Here is a 16,577-nt window from a genome sequence, read left to right on the forward strand (position 1 = left end):
GTCGTCAGTGCATTTCGGCCGCTGTTGCCCTCTTGATCACCGGCTGCCGAAACTTTGCCGTCGCCCAGAACAATGAGATTGCCAGGCAAAGATTGGCAAGCGCCACGGCAAAGACGGTGGCCAGCGCCGGCACGGCACCATATTGCTCGATCAGGAAGGCACCGATCGATGGTGCGACCGCCTGTGCCAGCAAGCTCGGCCGCGCCAGCTTTCCCATGATCGGCGCATAATCCTCCGGGCCGAACAAGGCGAGCGGCAGAGTCGCACGGGCAATCGATTCCAGCCCGATGCCGGCGCCGTAGAAGATCAGCGTCACATAGACGAACGGCAGATTGTCCAGGAGCAGCCCAAGGCCGATCGCCACACAGGTGACGGAAGCCAGCTTGGTCCAAATGGGATGATGATACTTGCCTATGAGACTCTCGACGAAGCGGGCGCCGACCTGCGACGGGCCGACAAGGGCGCCCAGTGCGACCGCCGCCGCCAGGGACATGTCGCGCGCCTGCAGGAGGGTCAGCAGATGGACAGAGATGACAGTCGACACCATGGCCGAGACTGTGATGGTCAGGGCCAAGAGAAGAAAGATGCGTATTGGCGGCACGATCGATTTTGCGGGTTCGCTTTCGATCCGGGTCAACTCTGCGGCCCGCGGCTCTTTCGGCAGCGCGAAGAGATAGAGCGGCAAGCTGATGCACAGATGAATGGCCGCGTAAGCGAGACAGGCGCCGCGCCATCCCATTTCCGAGACGAAGAAGGCCGACAATGGCCAGCAGACCGTGCTGGCAAATCCGCCGAACAGGGTGAGAGCCGTGATCAGCTGCCTGGCGCGATCGACATAGAGCCGGCCGAGGGTCGAGAAGGCCGGGTCATAAAGGCCACAACCCATGCCGAGCCCCAGCAGCAGCCAGGCCGCCACAAAGGCAATCAGATTAGGTGCCAGCGCGAGACCGGCCAGCCCGGCCGAGAGGAACAGAGCGCTGGCGATCAGGACCGGCCGGCCGCCAAATTGCTTGATTTGCCGACCGACGAAGGGCGATGCCAAGCCGGCAACCAGCAGGCCAAGCGAAAGGCCGCCGACGATCCACGAGAGAGACCAGCCGGTATCGTCCGCAACCGGCTTTGCCAATACGGCCGGCAGATAATAGCTCGATCCCCAGGCCAGGATCTGTGTGATCCCCAGGACCGGAACGATGAAGCGTGGCGATCGCCTTATGTCGGTGCTGTCGGTCAAGCGGCGCAGCCACATCCCGTCTTGCCGGCATCTTTTGCAACCACATCGGCGACACAGCAGCTATTGCTCTCGGCCGGTGCCGGCCCGCCACAACAGCCGTCATCTACGGCATCGGTCGAACAGATGCCCGTCTCCGGCAATACCAGTTGCACATTGTCAGCCGCCTCGAGATCGCCGGCGATCGCGGCGGCGACCGACCGGGCCTGTTCATAGCCCGTAAGCAGCAGGAAGGTTGGCGCCCGGCCATAGCTCTTGACGCCGATCGTATAGAAGCCCGGTTCGGGATGAGAGGTTTCCCGGTGACCGTGCGGCGGGACCGAGCCGCAGGAATGGAGGTTGGGATCAATAAGCGGCCCCAGCGCCTTCACGCCCTCCAGCCAAGGGTCGAGTTCAAGCCGAAGTTCCCGTGTCATCTCCAGGTCGGGGCGCTGGCCCGTCGCGACCACGACCCGGTCCACGGGCGGCAGGGAGAATTCACCTGCCGCGGTAACACCCGCCAGCAGCAATCCGCCATCTTTCTCACCGATGCTATGCGTGGCAAAGCCCGTCACCAACTGGATCTGCCCGCTATCGACCAGGCCGCGGAGGCGCATGCCGAGCGTACCGCGTGCCTCAAGCTGATCAGCCGAGCCGCCGCCATAGACCCGGTTCATGTTCGTGCCGCGCACGATCCAGATGGGCCGCGTGCCGGGCACCTCCGTAGCCAAGCGCGCGAGATCGAGCAGGACGTTGATGGCCGAATATCCGCCGCCCACCACGGCGATACGTTTGCCGGCATAGTCGGCGCGCCGGTCGCCCAGCACATCGGGCATGCCGTAATCAATCCGGCTCTTAAGCTGTTGCTCACCCGCAGCCGGGAGGCCGGAAGCACCCAGCGGATTTGGATTTGCCCATGTGCCCGAGGCGTCGATAACAGCTCTGGCGTACGCCTTGATCTCTTCGTCGCCGCGCCTGATCCGCAGTTCGAATGGCTTCTTATCGCGATCCTTGCTTGTTACCTTGTCGAGACCGGCGCGCGTGATCGATGTAACCCTGGCGCCCGTGACGATCCTGCCCGCAAGAGCTTCGGAGAGCGGCTTGAGATAGTGCTGATAGAGTTCGTCCCCGGTCGGCAACCGGTTGGTGGGTGGTAAATGCCAGCCGTTCCGCTCAAGCAAGCGGCGCGACGCTGTGTCGACGTTCTGATCCCAGAACGTGAAAACGCGGACGTGGCCCCAATCGCGGATGTTGGCACCAACCGTATCGCCCGCCTCATAAACCACGACATCGATACCCCGCTCGGTCAGATGCGCTGCCGCGGCAAGGCCGATCGGCCCCGCGCCGATGACGGCCACCGGCAGCTGTTCGATCTGCGTCATGCTCTTCTCCGTATTTCCAGCATTCTCGAAATATATCGGCAAAAAAAGGTCAGGGCGAAAAAGCTCAGGCGGCCTTTTCCGCCGTCTTGCATTTGGCATCGAGGCAGCATTCGTCGACCAGATAGCCAACCAGGCTCTGCATCGCCGGATAGTTGGCGTGGCAGATCAGCGTCGTGCCTTGCCGCTCTTGATGAATGAGGCCGGCGTCGATCAGCTGCTTGATATGGTGCGACAGCGTCGAGGCGGCGATTCCGAGCTTGTCCTGCAATGTGCCGCACGGAAGCCCATCGCTACCGGCCCGCACGAGGGCCCGGTAAAGCTTCAGGCGAACCGGGCTGCCGAGCGACGAAAGCTGTTGCGCTGCTGTTTCGAGTTTCATGGAAACAGTATGCCGTCCTCTCCAACTCCCTGCAAGATATATTTCGATAATCATCGAAATATATGGCGAGACATCCATGCAGGTCAGCAGCAAGCGGCTAGCGTCATTGGCGTAGAGAGTTGGACATCCAACTGAGCGGAAGTTGGACAGCGAATTGGACGATTTTAGAAGAAGGGCGCTAAGCCCTTGATATGTCAGTGGTGCCCCTGGCCGGACTCGAACCAGCACTCCTCTCGGAACCTGATTTTGAGTCAGGCGCGTCTACCAATTTCGCCACAGAGGCATCTGTGATCGCCGAGGCCAGCGGTCGCTGGGCGGCGCGGGCGGCATATTAGCCAAAGACCTGCACTTGGCAAGCGTTACGGCCCACTTGCAGGCCCATCTACCAATATGGCTTAAATTATACCGCAGTGCGGGAACTTACGCGTTGAGCCGGGGTTCCATTTTTCGCACGGTTCAGTCCCAGCTTTGCCACAGCGCATTTACGCAAAATTAACTAAAGACTTGAGCAATTTTTAGTCAACAAGAACTCACACTATATTGCTGAATTATCGTGATTTATCCGTGATATCACGGTTTTGGCGACGATCCTTACTGGACGTCGCTACTAGGCAAAAACTATTGTTGCTGTGCGAGATTAGAGTCGCCTCCTGAACGAGACTTGGAGCGCTCCGATCATTAAGCCCGGGGTGACTCGGGGGAACATTGGTAAATATCCGACCCGACTTCGCAGATGCGGTGTAAGGGAATCGGCGTGACCGGCACCCCATTCAGGGGTGGTGGAAACAGAAGGGACGAGAGTGTGGCAAGGTTGACGCAAGCAGATGTAACCCGCTTGAGCGCAGACCCGACCCCAGCAAAACGGGCCGCCACGATGCTGGCTGTGGCAGGGGTCTATCAGACCGGCGAAATGACGCCGGAAGAGCGCGAAATTGCCAATGCCATCATCAATACGGTGCTGCCGGAAGCGGAGCTCGACTACCGCCGGAAGCTCGCCGAAACGCTGAAATCGGCCCCTGGCCTTGACCGCAGCATTGCCCGGCGGCTGGCCGAGGATGTGATGGACGTGGCGCGGCCGATCCTGGCCGAATGCCTTGCCCTCACCGACGAAGATCTGGTCGCGGTCATTGAGCACCGCTCGATCGAACATGCAAGAATCGTGGCGACCCGCCAGCAATTGTCGGCCGCCGTGTCGACGGCGCTGATCAAGACCGACGACGAGACCGTGGTCCTGCGCGTGGCGGCCAACGAGAATGCCGCCATTCCGACGCAAGCCTATCACCGCATGCTCGACCGCTTCGCCGAGAACAGCAATGTGACCGATGCGGTGGCACAGCGCCGTGCCTTGCCCATGGCAGTTGCCGAACGGATGACCACGGTCGTCACCGGCCGCATCCTCGAACGGCTGATCGACAAGTACAATCTCGAACCGGCGCGCGTCTCTGCGCTCATCGAGCATGGCCGTGAAAACATCCTGCTCACCAGCTTTGCCCCTGGCCAGCGCGCCGAGGAAATGCGCGGCCTCATTGAGGCGCTGCATCAGAACAAGCTGCTGAGCTCGACGCTCATCCTGCGTTCTTTCAGTCTCGGCAATTTCGCCTTCGTGCTGCCGGCATTGGCACTCAAGGCCGGCATCCAGATCAGCAATGTGCGCGCCCTGTTGGGCGACGAAGGCAATCGTGGGCCGCAGCAATTGTTCGAACGCTGCCAGCTCGACCCCGCTTTCCGCGAACTGTTCCTGCAGCTGACGGTGCTGGGGCGCCATGAACGCGTGCGGCGCTTCGGCTTCGCACCGGAAGGCTGGCGCAACAATGTGCGTCCGGTGCTCGATGACGTGATCGGCGATGCCAATCCCGAACAGGCTTTCGAGCAGCGCATCACCGAAGCCCTGCTGGTGCTGGCGAACCGCCTCACCCATGGCGACGGCAATGAAGGCAGCGTCGGGCGGCGCGCCTCCGGCCGGTGATCGCGCCGGCAATCACCCCCAGTTATCACCTTGGCGGGCGGTCAGGACCGGTTTCACCGGAAAATGATCGCCCTCCCAAGGGAAATCGTCAGGACGCCCTGATCCTGCCCCATTTCATGGCCATATGACCGTCTGGAGCGATCCCGGCACCGCCTGCCGGCGGTAGCCGTGCCGGCTGGACCTCCTGCAGGCTGGAACTGGGGTCGCGATCTGGTAAAAGGCGGCCATGACCAGTAGCGACTCGGATAAAGACGGAAAGTCAGCCAAATCGGAGCGGAAATGGCGCCGCCGGCTGGCCATTTTCACCCTGAAATGGGGCCTGGTGGCATCGATCTGGGGCGGGTTCATCACCCTCATCTTCGTCGCCTGGTGCGCCTACGATCTGCCCGACGTCTCCAAGCTCAACGAGATCAAGCGCCGCGCGTCGGTCAGCCTGGTGGCGGCGGACGGCAGCCTCATTGCCTCCTATGGCGATCTCTACGGCAGCGCGGTGGCGCTGCGCGACTTGCCGGCCTATCTGCCGCAGGCGGTGATCGCCACTGAGGACCGGCGCTTCTACAGCCATTTCGGCCTCGATGTGAAAGGTCTGTTGCGCGCTTTCTACGTCAATTTCACGCAGGGACGGCTGGTGCAGGGCGGCAGCACCATCACCCAGCAGCTGGCCAAGAACATCTTCCTGACGCCGGAGCGGTCGATCCATCGCAAGGGCCAGGAAGTGCTCCTCGCCTTGTGGCTGGAGCGCAACTTCACCAAGGATCAGTTGCTCGAGCTCTATCTCAACCGGGTCTATTTCGGTGCCGGCACCTATGGCATCGACGCGGCCTCGCGCAAATATTTCGGCCATCCCGCGGCGGAAGCGACCTTGTTTGAATCGGCGATGCTGGCCGGCATGCTGAAGGCGCCGTCACGCTACAATCCCTTGAACGACAAGATCCTGGCGCGCGACCGCGCAAGCCTGGTGCTCCAGAACATGGTGGCGGCCGAGTTCATCACCGCCGACGTGGCCGATGCCGCCACCACCATGACGGCCCCCTCGGTCAGTGCCGAGGCGCGCGGCCAGATCGGCCAGTTCTATGCCGATTGGGTGCTCGATCAGGTCTCATCCTATGTCGGTTTTTCGGACCAGGATCTCATTGTCGAAACTACGCTCGATCCGGCACAGCAGCGTGCCGCCGAACAGCACCTCGCCAAAACGATCGCGGAAATGGGCCCGAAGCAGAATGCCAGCCAGGCAGCCCTCGTTGCCATGACGCCGGACGGCGCGGTGAAGGCGATGGTGGGCGGCGTCTCTTATCGTGACAGCCAGTTCAACCGCGCCACACAGGCGCTTCGCCAGCCGGGCTCCGCCTTCAAGGCTTTCGTGTTTCTGGCGGCGTTCGAGGCCGGCTATGGCCCGGGCAATATCTTCACCGATGGGCCGATCCGCATCGGCAAATGGCAGCCGGGCAATTACAACGACAAATTCTATGGCGAGGTCAATCTGCGCGAGGCCTTCGCGCGCTCGCTGAATTCGGTCGCCGTGCAATTGTCGGAACAGGTCGGCCGCAAGAACGTGATCGCGGCAGCGCAGCGTCTTGGCATCACCACGCCGATCGGCAATGACGCCTCGATCGCCCTTGGCACCTCCGAGACGACGCTCCTTGAGATGACCACGGCCTATACGGTCTTTGCCAATCAGGGGAAGGGTGTCTGGCCCTTCTCGATCAACCGCATCACGACGCGGGCCGGCGACGTGCTCTATGAACGCGGCGGATCCGGTCCTGGCCGCGTCGCCAGTGCCACCGCCACCAACGCCATGCTCGATGTGATGAACGCCGTCGTCGAATGGGGCACCGGCAAGAAGGCCAAGATCGACCGCCCAGTCTATGGCAAGACCGGCACCAGCCAGAATTTTCGCGATGCCTGGTTCATCGGCCTCACCGCCGATCTGGTGACGGGTGTCTGGGTCGGCAACGATAATGGTGCCGCCATGGACAAGGTGACTGGTGGCTCGCTGCCGGTCGTCATCTGGCACGATTTCATGGCCGAGGCGCTGGCCAATGTGCCACCACGCGACATCTCGCGGGCGACCGGCGGTACGCTGGTGGCGAGTGCCGGCGCGCCGGTCGAACTCGCACCGCAGGCTGCCAAGCCGGTGGAAACGGCGCCGGCCGAGGAATCCGGCATCGGTGCGCTGCTCAGCACGATTTTGGGCGGTGGGTCCGATGCACCTGACTCAGGCACGCAAAAGGCCAAAACCAAGGAAAAGAAGAAGCCCTATTACCAGCAGCGCGAAGACCAGGGGCGCGACTAGGGCGCGCGACTAGAGGCCCTTATAGGGCCGGATAACCCACCAGTAGCAGGCGATCTGCGCCACGCTCATGGCACTGATCATCAAATTCATCGGCATGGGCGAGGGGGAACCGATCAATCCCAGGACGCCGCCGACACCGGCTGCAACCGCCATCTGCACGAAGCCCAGCAGGGCGGAGGCTGCCCCCGCCGAGCGCGGGAAGGGACCGATGGCGCCCGCCTGTGCCGCCGGCATGGTCATGCCGATCCCAATCATATAGGGCAGCAGCGGCCCCAGCACCGACCATATCGAGGCCGGCATCACCACATTGATGGCGACCAGCGCCACGGCGCTCAACAAAGCAATGAGCGAGCCGATACCCACCATCTGCGCTGGTGCCACGCGCTTGGCCAGCCTGCCGCCGGTGGTGGCGCCGATGATGTAGCCGATGACGAACACGCCGAAGCAGAAGCCGAAATATTTCGGCGGCACGCCCAGCACGTCGATGAAGACGAAGCTGGAGCCCGAGATGAWGCAGAAGATGCCGCTATAGCCGAAGGTGGCGGCCAGCACATAGCCGAAATAGCCGCGGTGCTTGACCAGCGACCCGTAGATGCGGAACCAGGCAAGGGGGTTGGCGGCGGTAAGATCGCGCTCGGTATTGGTTTCCTTGAGCACGAAGAACATCGCAGCGAGACCCAGCAGGCCGTAAAGGGTGAGGGCTGCAAAACAGGCGCGCCAGCCGAATTCGTCGGCCAGGAACCCGCCGACGATGGGCGCTATCGCTGGTGCCAGGGCCACCGCGGCGCTGAGATAGGAAAAGACCCGTGCCGCCCCGGAAGCCCCGACAATGTCGCGCACCATGGCACGCGAGATCACCGGTCCAGCGCAGGCCCCCAGCGCCTGCAGGAAGCGGAACAACACCAACATGCCGATGCTCTCTGCCAGCATGCATCCCAGGCTGGCCAGCGTGAAGATGATGATGCCGCCAGCCAGGACGGGCCGCCTTCCGAAGCGGTCGGAGAGCGGCCCATAGACCAGGATGGCGCCGGCAAAGCCGATGAGAAACGCCGAGAGCGTCGCCTGCGCATGCGCTTCGGCCACCCCGAAATAGCGCGCGATCGAGGGCAGCGCCGGCAGATAGAAATCCGTCGAGAGCGGCCCCAGCGCCACCAGCGCCGTCAGCGTGATGAGTGTCAGGCGGCCGATGGATGTGTTCTGCGTGGCGGTCATGAGGATGGCGTCTTTTATGTATTGTCATCCTCCGCGGAGGCGGAGGATCCACGAGTTGCTTTTTTATGGTCAACAAACTCGTGGATGGCCGGCCTTCGCGGACCATGACAGCTAGGGAGTATCGAGACGTTACTGCACCGGCGTTGCATCCAAGCCTTCCGGCTTGCCGGTGACGATGATGGTGAGCGCCTTGGCATCGAGCAGGCGCTTGGCGACGCGCTTCACGTCATCCAGCGTCACGGCGGATATCTCGACCTGGCGGCGATCCATGTAATCGATGCCCAGATGATCCATCTGGATGCCGAGCAAGGTATCGGCGGCCTTGCTGGTCGTGGTCAGATTGCGTGGGTAATAACCCAGCAGATAGGTGCGCGCCGCATCGAGTTCCGCCGCAGTCGGGCCGGTATCGGCCATGCGTTGCCATTCCTGGCGCAGGAGATCGATGGTCTCCTTGACCTTGGCATTGGGTGTCTCGAACCGGCCGCTGAAGAAGCCGACATGGTCCAAGGTCACAAGATCGGTGTCGATGCCATAGGTCAGGCCGCGCTTCTCGCGCAGTTCGGTCATCAGGCGCGACGAGAAGCCACCACCGCCCAGCACGTAATTCATCAGGTACGCGGCGAAGAAATCCTTGTCGGCGCGCTTGATGCCGGGCTGTGAGAAGAGCACCGTCGCCTGCGGAATGTTCCGCGTGAGAATGCTGAGCGATCCCTTGGGGGCCACGGTCGCCTCCGGCACATCGACTGCAACGCCCTTGGCCGGCAAGCCGGCAAAGGCGCGGTCAACGAGCAGGCCCAGATCGGCCGCATTGATATCACCGGCGGCAGCGACATAAAGATGATCGCGGGTCAGCCGGTCCTTCACAAAGCGACGGAGATCGTCCGGCGTCAGTGCCGACATCGTTTCCTTGGTGCCGTAATTCGAGCGCGCATAGGGATGATCCCCCAGCAGCTTCTTCTCCAGCAGGCGGCCGGCGGCAGCATCCGGATCGTGCTGTTCGCCGTCGATGGCAATCAGGAACTGGCGGCGCATGCGCTCGACCGGCTCCGGGTCGAAGCGCGGGTGGGTGATGGCCAGCGCCAGGAGATCGGCTGCCGCATCCTTGTTCTCGGTCAAGGTCCGCAGGCTGCCGGTGAAGCTGTCGGAACTGGCGCTGAATCCATAATCGAGGCCGAGATCGGCAATGCGCTGCTGGAAGGCCGATGAATCGATGTCACCCGCACCTTCATCCATCAAGCCGGAGAGAAGGGTTGCGACACCTTCCTTGCCCTTGGGATCGGATGCCGTCCCGCCCTCGAAACCGAAGGCGAGGGAAATCACCGGCACGGTATGATCTTCGATCAACCAGATCTCGATCCCGGCCGGGCTGGTGACACGCTGGATGTCGGTGGCGGCAGCGATCCGCGGTGCCAGAACCAGCAGGATGAAAAGGGCCGCGGTCTTCACTGTCTTGATGATCATGGTGCGGTTCCCGCCGCAGGTTCCCCAGCTACAGAATCCTGGGGCGTCAAGGTCGAGGTGACGCTGTTCTCCGGCGTCAGCACAGCGCGCGCGGCTTTCATGACGTCAGCGACGGTGACCGCCTTGATCCGGTCCGGCCAGGCCTGGATGTCGGCCATGCTTTCGCCGCCGGCCAGTGCCTCGGCCACCAGCAGGGCCGGGCCGTTCAGGCTGTCGCGGGCCTTGGCGGCATCCATCAACAGCCGCTCTTTGGCCTGCGCCAGTTCCTGGTCCGTGATGCCATCCTTCAGCAGCAAGGCGATCTCGGTATCGATCGCTGCTTCCGCCTTGGCCAGATCCTTCGGGTCGCGGGGCGAGGCATAGAAGGTGAAGCTGCCATAGTCGCGGGCATCGCCGTTGAAACCGGCACCGGCACCGATCGCGATCGACTGGTCGATCACCAGCCGCCGGTAGAGCCTGCCGACGGCACCCCCGCCCATCACTTCGGAGAGCAGGCTGAGCGCATAGGGTGCGGTGTTGTCCTTATTGACGGCGGCGGTGCGGTAGCTTTCGGTCATGTAGCGCCGCCAGACACTGGGATGCTCGACTTCGGGGCTGGCCAGCGACACGCGCCGCGGTGCTTCGGGCGGCGGCTCCATCAGCCGGTTGCGTTCCGGCAGGTCATGCGCGGCGAGTGGTCCGAAATTCTTCTCCGCGAGGGCTTTCACGTCGTCCACCGTCACGTCGCCGGCCACGATCAGGATGGCATTGTTGGGCGCGTACCAGCGACGATAGAAGCGCAGCGCATCCTCGGTCGTATAGGCCTCCATCTCATGGCGCCAGCCGATGATGGGCAAGCCATAGGGATGGTTCTGGTAGATGGCGGCAGTCATCGCTTCAGAGAGTCTGCTGCCGGGATCGCTTTCCACCGTCTGGCCGCGTTCGTTGAGAATGACGTCACGCTCCGGCAGCACGACGGAATCGTCAAGCTGCAGATTGACCATGCGGTCGGCCTCCGCCGCCATGATCATCGGCAGATCCTTGGCGGCGATCTCCTGGTGAAAGGCGGTCATGTCCTGGTTGGTGAAGGCATTGTCGGTGCCGCCCAGCCGGTCGACATCCTGGCTGAACTGGCCGGCCTTCATCTTCTTGGTCGCCTTGAACATCAGATGTTCAAGGAAATGGGCGATGCCGTTCTTGCCTGGCTCGCCATCGGCAGCGCCCACCTTGTAGACGATCACCTGGAAGACCACGGGGGCGAGATGCCGTGGCAGCACCACGACCTCCAGCCCGTTGGGCAGGGTGAAGCTCTCCGCGGCGAACAGATCGGCCGCAGCCGGTGTCGGGGCGGCCAAACCAAGGCCCAAAAAGCTAAGGCCCAAAAGTCTAAGGCCGGCGCATAAAGCTGCCGGCCTCAGGAACAACCTGCAAAATGTTGGCTTCAAGATCTTAGAACAACCCTTCCATCAGACCTTTTTGCTTGCGCTGAATGATCGGCACGTCGCCCTGGGTCGGCTCGTTGCCCAGCGCCGCATTCTCCTGCAGGCGCTTCTGTTCTTCGGCCGGGTCGACCACGGTGCCGTAGGGCTCGGGCTTGCGCCAGAACACGATGCTGTCGATCAGCTGCTTCGAATCCGCTTCGTCTTCATTGGTCTCGGCATCGACCACCTGACGGATATTGGGATCGACACCCGCCATGCCGGCAGATTGCAGCAGCGAGGCCTCACCAGCCGACTGCGCGCTCGATGCCTCGCCGACACCGATCTCTGGCAATTTGGACGGCGCGCCGCCGGCGCCCGGATAGCCGAACACCACCTGCTGCGCCTGGTCGCGGGCGGTCCCTTCCTGGGGTCGGGGCGAGCCGGGTGCGGGTGGGCGCAGATTGTAATCCGGCGGCATCGACAGCGGGGCGTTGGACACCACCTGGAATTCGTCGGGCGAGCGCTTGGTCAGGCCCAGCGCCTCTTTGGTGCTGTTGGAACAGCCGCCGACAAAAGCCGGCAGGGCCAACAGGCCAAAAGCGGTCACAATGAGTTTGGTGCGCATGGGTTATGGAGCCTCCGATCCGGCGCTATTTTTACCCCGATCCGGCTGATGAAACAAGCTGTCGAACAACAGGAGAACGACACCGATCGAAATGGCCGAATCCGCCAGGTTAAAGGCCGGCCAATGCCAGTCCGTGACGTAAAAATCGATAAAATCGAACACCGCCCCGAATCGTAGCCGGTCGATCACATTGCCGAGAGCCCCGCCGATGATGAGGCCTACCGCATAGCCCGGCAGCCGGTGGCTGAGGCGCCCAAGCCAGATGACCAGCCCGACGCTGACCGCGAGGGCGAGGCCCGAGAGCAGCCACGGGCCGGTCCCACGCAACATGCTGAAGCTGACCCCGGTATTCCAGGCCATCACCAGATTGAGGCCCATATTGCCGACGGGGAGCAGCGGAATGACCCGGGGCGGATTCATGATTTCGACCATGACCAGCCATTTGGTGAACTGGTCGGCGACGATGATCAACCCAGCCAGGATGATCGCCTGACGGAACAGGGCAGGGCTGGCGATACGCATATTCATATTGCTGCCCCTGAGGCTTGCTGGGACAACCGCCCCCTCACCCTGACTCTCTCCCGCGAGGGGAGAGGGGATGAGCTCGTGCCGGCAACATTTTGCCTATTCATCGACACCGCACGATATTGCAGAGGTGGCACCAAGCCCCTCTCCCCTCGCGGGAGAGGGGTTGGGGTGAGGGGGGACGCTGCCCAGATCTCGCTGAAATGCATCACGCCGCCTCAACCGCATCGGCGCAGCGATGGCAAAGTGTGGGATGCGCCGCAACGGTGCCCACCTCCGGCAGGATCTGCCAGCAGCGGTCACACTTCGCGCCTTCGGCCAGTTCGACCAAGGCGGCGACGCCGGCGACGTCGGGCTGGGTGATGGCACCGGCCGGTGCTGCTTCCGTGCTCACGGTGATGCCCGAGGTGATGGCGATCTCGGCAAGGTCGAGGTCCTTGAGGTCGGCCATGCGCTCAGGAGAGAGATAGACCTTGGGCTTTGCCTGCAGGCTGGCGCCGATCTTCTTGTCGGCACGGGCGAGTTCCAGGGCGCCGGTCACGACCCGCCGGGTATCGCGGATCTTGCTCCATTTCTCCGCCAGAGCCGCATCTGTCCAATCCGCCGGCAAGACCGGCATGGTGCGCAGATGGACGCTGTCCTCGCCATCTTTCCCCCCTTGATTCGCCCAGGGCCGCGCGCGCCAGGCTTCCTCGGCCGTGAAGCACAGGATGGGGGCGAGCCAGGCAGTGAGGCAGGAGAACACTTCATAGAGCACGGTGCGCGTGGCACGGCGGCGGATGCTGTCCGGCCGGTCGCAATAGAGCGCGTCCTTGCGGATATCGAAATAGAAAGCAGAAAGATCGACCGCGCAGAAATTATGGAGCTCGATGAAGAGATCGTGGAACTCATAATCATCGATGCCGGCGCGAACCTTGCCATCGAGATCGGAAAGGCGGTGCAGCACCCAGCGGTCGAGCTCCGGCATCTCCGCAGGCTTCAGCCGTTCCGTATCCGACCAGCCGTCCAAGGCACCCAGCACATAGCGGAACGTGTTGCGGAGGCGCCGATAGGCTTCCGCCGAATGCTTCAGGATCTCATTACCGATGCGCTGATCGTCGGCATAGTCGGTGGAGACGACCCACAGGCGCAGGATGTCGGCGCCGTATTGCTCCATCACCTTCTGCGGCGCGATGACGTTGCCCAGCGACTTCGACATCTTGCGGCCCTGCTCATCGAGCGTGAAGCCGTGGGTGAGGACGCCCTTATAGGGTGCCTTGCCGCGGGTGCCGACGCTCTCCAGCAGCGACGAATGGAACCAGCCGCGATGCTGGTCCGACCCTTCCAGATAGAGATCGGCCGGGGCATGCATGTCCCAGGTGGGATCGGCGCGGTTTTCCGGCTCCAGCACGAAGGCATGGGTCGAGCCTGAATCGAACCAGACATCGACGATGTCTTTCACCTGCTCGTAATCGTCCGGGTTGTAGTCGTTGCCGAGGAAGCGCGAAGGTTCGCTCGCATACCAGGCATCGGCGCCTTCCTTCATGAAGGCCTCGGCGATGCGGTCGACCACCTTCTGGTCACGGAGCGGTTCCTGCGTCTTCTTGTTGACGAAGATGGCGATGGGCACGCCCCAGGCGCGCTGGCGGCTGATGCACCAATCCGGCCGGTTCTCGATCATCGAATAGAGCCGGTTCCGGCCGGCAGCCGGCACGAAACGCGTCTTCTCGATTTCCGAGAGCGCCGTCTTCCGCAGATCGTTCTTCTCCATCGAGATGAACCATTGCGGCGTGTTGCGGAAAATGATCGGTGCCTTCGACCGCCAGGAATGCGGATAGGAATGGGTCACCTTGCCCGACGCCACCAGCATGTTCTTGTCGGTGAGGGCGGCGATCACGGCATCGTCGGCATCGCCCTTCTTGCCATAGGGCGTCAACACGCGCTTGCCGGCAAAGAGCGGTACATGGTCGTAATAGGTGCCGTCGCCACCGACCGTCTGCGGCACCTCGATGCCGTTGGCAAGGCCCAGTTCGTAATCGTCGGCGCCATGGCCGGGGGCGATATGCACAAAGCCGGTGCCGGCCTCGGTCGAGACAAAATCGCCAGCATGTGCCGTCACGTTGAAATCATAGCCTTGGCCATGGAACGGATGCTGCGCCACCGTGCCGGTGAGCTCGCTTCCCTTGCCGGACCAGATCACCTTGGCCGATGTGATGACAGCCTTCTCCTCGAAGGCCGCACGCAGATCGGCGGCCACGACCAGCCGGTCGCCTGCTTTCACATGGGCACCTTCACCGACGCCCGATACTTCCAGCCCGACATAGTCGATGTCCTTGCCAAACGCGATGGCGCGGTTGCCGGGGATGGTCCAGGGCGTCGTCGTCCAGATGACGATGGCTGCCTTCTCGAGACCCGCGGGGCCTTTGGCGATCGGGAACTTCACCCAGATCGTGTTGCTGACATGGTCATGATATTCGACCTCCGCCTCGGCCAGCGCGGTCTTCTCGACCACCGACCACATGACCGGCTTGGAGCCGCGGAACAGGCCGCCATTCATCAGGAACTTGCCGATCTCGCGTGCGATCTGCGCTTCGGCGGCAAAGCTCATGGTGAGGTACGGGTGATCCCAATCGCCGGCAATGCCTAAGCGCTTGAACTCCTCGCGCTGCACGTCGATCCATTTGGCGGCGAACTCGCGGCATTGCTGGCGGAACTCGTTGATCTCCACCGCATCCTTGTTCCGGCCTTCCTTGCGGTACTGCTCCTCGATCATCCATTCGATCGGCAATCCGTGACAGTCCCAGCCCGGCACGTAATGCGCATCCTTGCCCAGCATCTGCTGCGAGCGGTTGATGACGTCTTTCAGGATCTTGTTGAGCGCATGGCCGATATGGATGTTGCCGTTGGCATAGGGCGGGCCGTCATGCAGCACGAACTTGGTCTTGCCCTTGGAACTCGCGCGCAGCTTGCCGTAGAGATCTTCCGCCGCCCACGATTCCAGGATCGCCGGCTCCTTCTTCGGCAGGTCGCCGCGCATCGGGAAGTCGGTCTTCGGCAGGAAGACAGTGTTCTTGTAATCGGGCTTCGTGACGTCAGTACTCATGATCGGATCCGAATCTCTAGACTGTTATGGCCGCGGCAGGTGGCCGGGCAGATGTTGTCCCGGGGCGGGGCCCTGGTAATCCTTCAACATGCGCCGCGCCTCGAGGCTGTCGGCGGCAATCTGGGCCTTCAAGGCATCGAGCCCGTTGAATTTCATTTCCGGGCGGATGAAGTCCATCAACGCCACGCGCAGATGCTTGCCGTAAAGATCGGCCGCAAAATCGAAGAGGTGCACCTCAAGCTGGACGCGGGTGCCACCCACGGTCGGGCGCCGGCCAAGATTGGCAACGCCGCTGATCCAGCGCGGGCTTTCCGCGCTGTCATCGGTTGCCATCACGGCATAGACGCCAAGCTTGGGCTCCAGATAGTCGCCCAGCGCGATGTTGGCCGTGGGAAAGCCCAGCAGCCGTCCGCGCGCATCGCCATGCTCGACGCGGCCCTCGATCTCCCACGGCCGGCCCAAGGTGGCCGTGGCACTCTTGGGGTCGCCAGCCTGCAGCTGCTCGCGCACCAGGGTCGAGGAATAGGCCGGGCCGTCCCCGGCTTTCGCCGCTGCGACCGAGGTCACACCAAAGCCATGGCGGCCGCCGAACTGGGTGAGCAGGGCGGCGTTGCCGGCGCGGCCCTTGCCGAAACAGAAATCATAGCCGACGACGACATGGGCGATGCGGAATCCTTCGACCAGGATCTCGGTCACGAACGCCTCGGCTGTCCGCGCCACCATGTCGGCATCGAAGGTCAGCTCGAACAGGATATCGACGCCCAGTGCCTGCAGATGCCGCGTCTTGATGCGGAACGGCGTCAGGCGAAACGGCGGATCCTGCGGCCGGAAGAAGGACCGCGGATGCGGCTCGAAGGTCAGGATGGCCAGCGGCGCATTCGTCGAATGCGCGATCTCCGCCGCCTGGCGGATCACCACCTGATGCCCCAGATGCACCCCATCGAAATTCCCCAGCGCCACCACGGCACCATGGACCTCCGGTGTCACATTCTGGAAATGCCGGATTAAGCGCATGGTTCGGACTCGCGGAGAGAACCCCCCGCCC

12 protein-coding genes and 1 tRNA gene are annotated in these 16,577 nt (G+C 62.7%); 2 read left to right on the forward strand and 11 right to left on the reverse strand.

Annotated elements, in window-relative coordinates; translation table 11 throughout:
* Positions 1-4: 4 nt before the first annotated feature.
* The 4 genes from AC1DWZ_RS08040 to AC1DWZ_RS08055 all read right to left on the reverse strand — a co-directional run bounded on the left by AC1DWZ_RS08040 (position 5) and on the right by AC1DWZ_RS08055 (position 3,251).
* Positions 5-1,231: an MFS transporter gene (locus tag AC1DWZ_RS08040; RefSeq protein WP_477168359.1), complete on the reverse strand. Its 1,227-nt coding sequence runs from the start codon at positions 1,229-1,231 to the stop codon at positions 5-7.
* Positions 1,228-2,589 (reverse strand): FAD-dependent oxidoreductase, encoded by a 1,362-nt coding sequence (locus tag AC1DWZ_RS08045; RefSeq protein WP_477168360.1) that lies wholly within the window; start codon positions 2,587-2,589, stop codon positions 1,228-1,230. Before AC1DWZ_RS08045 ends, AC1DWZ_RS08040 begins: the two co-directional genes overlap by 4 nt.
* Positions 2,590-2,653: 64 nt before the next feature.
* The gene (locus AC1DWZ_RS08050; RefSeq protein WP_477168361.1) at positions 2,654-2,968 is read right to left on the reverse strand and encodes an ArsR/SmtB family transcription factor; all 315 of its coding nucleotides are present in this window, start codon (positions 2,966-2,968) and stop codon (positions 2,654-2,656) included.
* 198 nt (positions 2,969-3,166) lie between these two features.
* Positions 3,167-3,251 (reverse strand) — tRNA-Leu (locus AC1DWZ_RS08055).
* 552 nt (positions 3,252-3,803) lie between these two features.
* Between AC1DWZ_RS08055 and AC1DWZ_RS08060 the strand changes: the two genes are divergently transcribed.
* Complete coding sequence (locus tag AC1DWZ_RS08060) at positions 3,804-4,934, forward strand: DUF2336 domain-containing protein (protein WP_477168362.1); 1,131 nt, start codon at positions 3,804-3,806, stop codon at positions 4,932-4,934.
* 226 nt (positions 4,935-5,160) lie between these two features.
* On the forward strand, positions 5,161-7,227 hold the full coding sequence (locus AC1DWZ_RS08065) for a transglycosylase domain-containing protein (RefSeq protein WP_477168363.1): 2,067 nt from the start codon (positions 5,161-5,163) through the stop codon (positions 7,225-7,227).
* Positions 7,228-7,236: 9 nt separating this feature from the next.
* Here AC1DWZ_RS08065 and AC1DWZ_RS08070 read toward each other — a convergent pair whose 3' ends face one another.
* The 7 genes from AC1DWZ_RS08070 to AC1DWZ_RS08100 all read right to left on the reverse strand — a co-directional run bounded on the left by AC1DWZ_RS08070 (position 7,237) and on the right by AC1DWZ_RS08100 (position 16,546).
* Positions 7,237-8,439, reverse strand: coding sequence for a multidrug effflux MFS transporter (locus tag AC1DWZ_RS08070; RefSeq protein WP_477168364.1), 1,203 nt, complete (start codon positions 8,437-8,439; stop codon positions 7,237-7,239).
* A gap of 129 nt (positions 8,440-8,568) precedes the next feature.
* Positions 8,569-9,900: a M16 family metallopeptidase gene (locus tag AC1DWZ_RS08075; RefSeq protein ID WP_477168365.1), complete on the reverse strand. Its 1,332-nt coding sequence runs from the start codon at positions 9,898-9,900 to the stop codon at positions 8,569-8,571.
* Positions 9,897-11,234, reverse strand: a complete 1,338-nt coding sequence (locus AC1DWZ_RS08080; protein WP_477168366.1) for a M16 family metallopeptidase — start codon at positions 11,232-11,234, stop codon at positions 9,897-9,899. Before AC1DWZ_RS08080 ends, AC1DWZ_RS08075 begins: the two co-directional genes overlap by 4 nt.
* A 94-nt stretch (positions 11,235-11,328) precedes the next feature.
* Entirely contained in the window at positions 11,329-11,925 is a 597-nt protein-coding gene (locus AC1DWZ_RS08085) for a DUF3035 domain-containing protein (protein ID WP_477168367.1), read from the reverse strand.
* Between the two features lie 3 nt (positions 11,926-11,928).
* Entirely contained in the window at positions 11,929-12,453 is a 525-nt protein-coding gene (gene lspA / locus AC1DWZ_RS08090) for a signal peptidase II (RefSeq protein ID WP_477168368.1), read from the reverse strand.
* Between the two features lie 205 nt (positions 12,454-12,658).
* A complete protein-coding gene (gene ileS / locus AC1DWZ_RS08095) occupies positions 12,659-15,532 on the reverse strand; it encodes an isoleucine--tRNA ligase (protein ID WP_477168369.1) in 2,874 nt (957 codons plus the stop codon).
* Between the two features lie 24 nt (positions 15,533-15,556).
* The gene (locus AC1DWZ_RS08100; protein ID WP_477168370.1) at positions 15,557-16,546 is read right to left on the reverse strand and encodes a bifunctional riboflavin kinase/FAD synthetase; all 990 of its coding nucleotides are present in this window, start codon (positions 16,544-16,546) and stop codon (positions 15,557-15,559) included.
* Positions 16,547-16,577: the final 31 nt, after the last annotated feature.

Source organism: Dongia sp. P2_B8, assembly GCF_056404715.1.

Excerpts from the sequence above, each read along its gene's own strand:
- AC1DWZ_RS08045 (WP_477168360.1), bottom strand. The coding sequence starts at position 2,589 with ATGACGCAGATCGAACAGCTGCCGGTGGCCGTCATCGGCGCGGGGCCG.
- AC1DWZ_RS08050 (WP_477168361.1), bottom strand. The coding sequence starts at position 2,968 with ATGAAACTCGAAACAGCAGCGCAACAGCTTTCGTCGCTCGGCAGCCCG.
- AC1DWZ_RS08065 (WP_477168363.1), top strand. The coding sequence starts at position 5,161 with ATGACCAGTAGCGACTCGGATAAAGACGGAAAGTCAGCCAAATCGGAG.
- AC1DWZ_RS08075 (WP_477168365.1), bottom strand. The coding sequence starts at position 9,900 with ATGATCATCAAGACAGTGAAGACCGCGGCCCTTTTCATCCTGCTGGTT.
- AC1DWZ_RS08085 (WP_477168367.1), bottom strand. The coding sequence starts at position 11,925 with ATGCGCACCAAACTCATTGTGACCGCTTTTGGCCTGTTGGCCCTGCCG.
- lspA (WP_477168368.1), bottom strand. The coding sequence starts at position 12,453 with ATGAATATGCGTATCGCCAGCCCTGCCCTGTTCCGTCAGGCGATCATC.
- ileS (WP_477168369.1), bottom strand. The coding sequence starts at position 15,532 with ATGAGTACTGACGTCACGAAGCCCGATTACAAGAACACTGTCTTCCTG.
- AC1DWZ_RS08100 (WP_477168370.1), bottom strand. The coding sequence starts at position 16,546 with ATGCGCTTAATCCGGCATTTCCAGAATGTGACACCGGAGGTCCATGGT.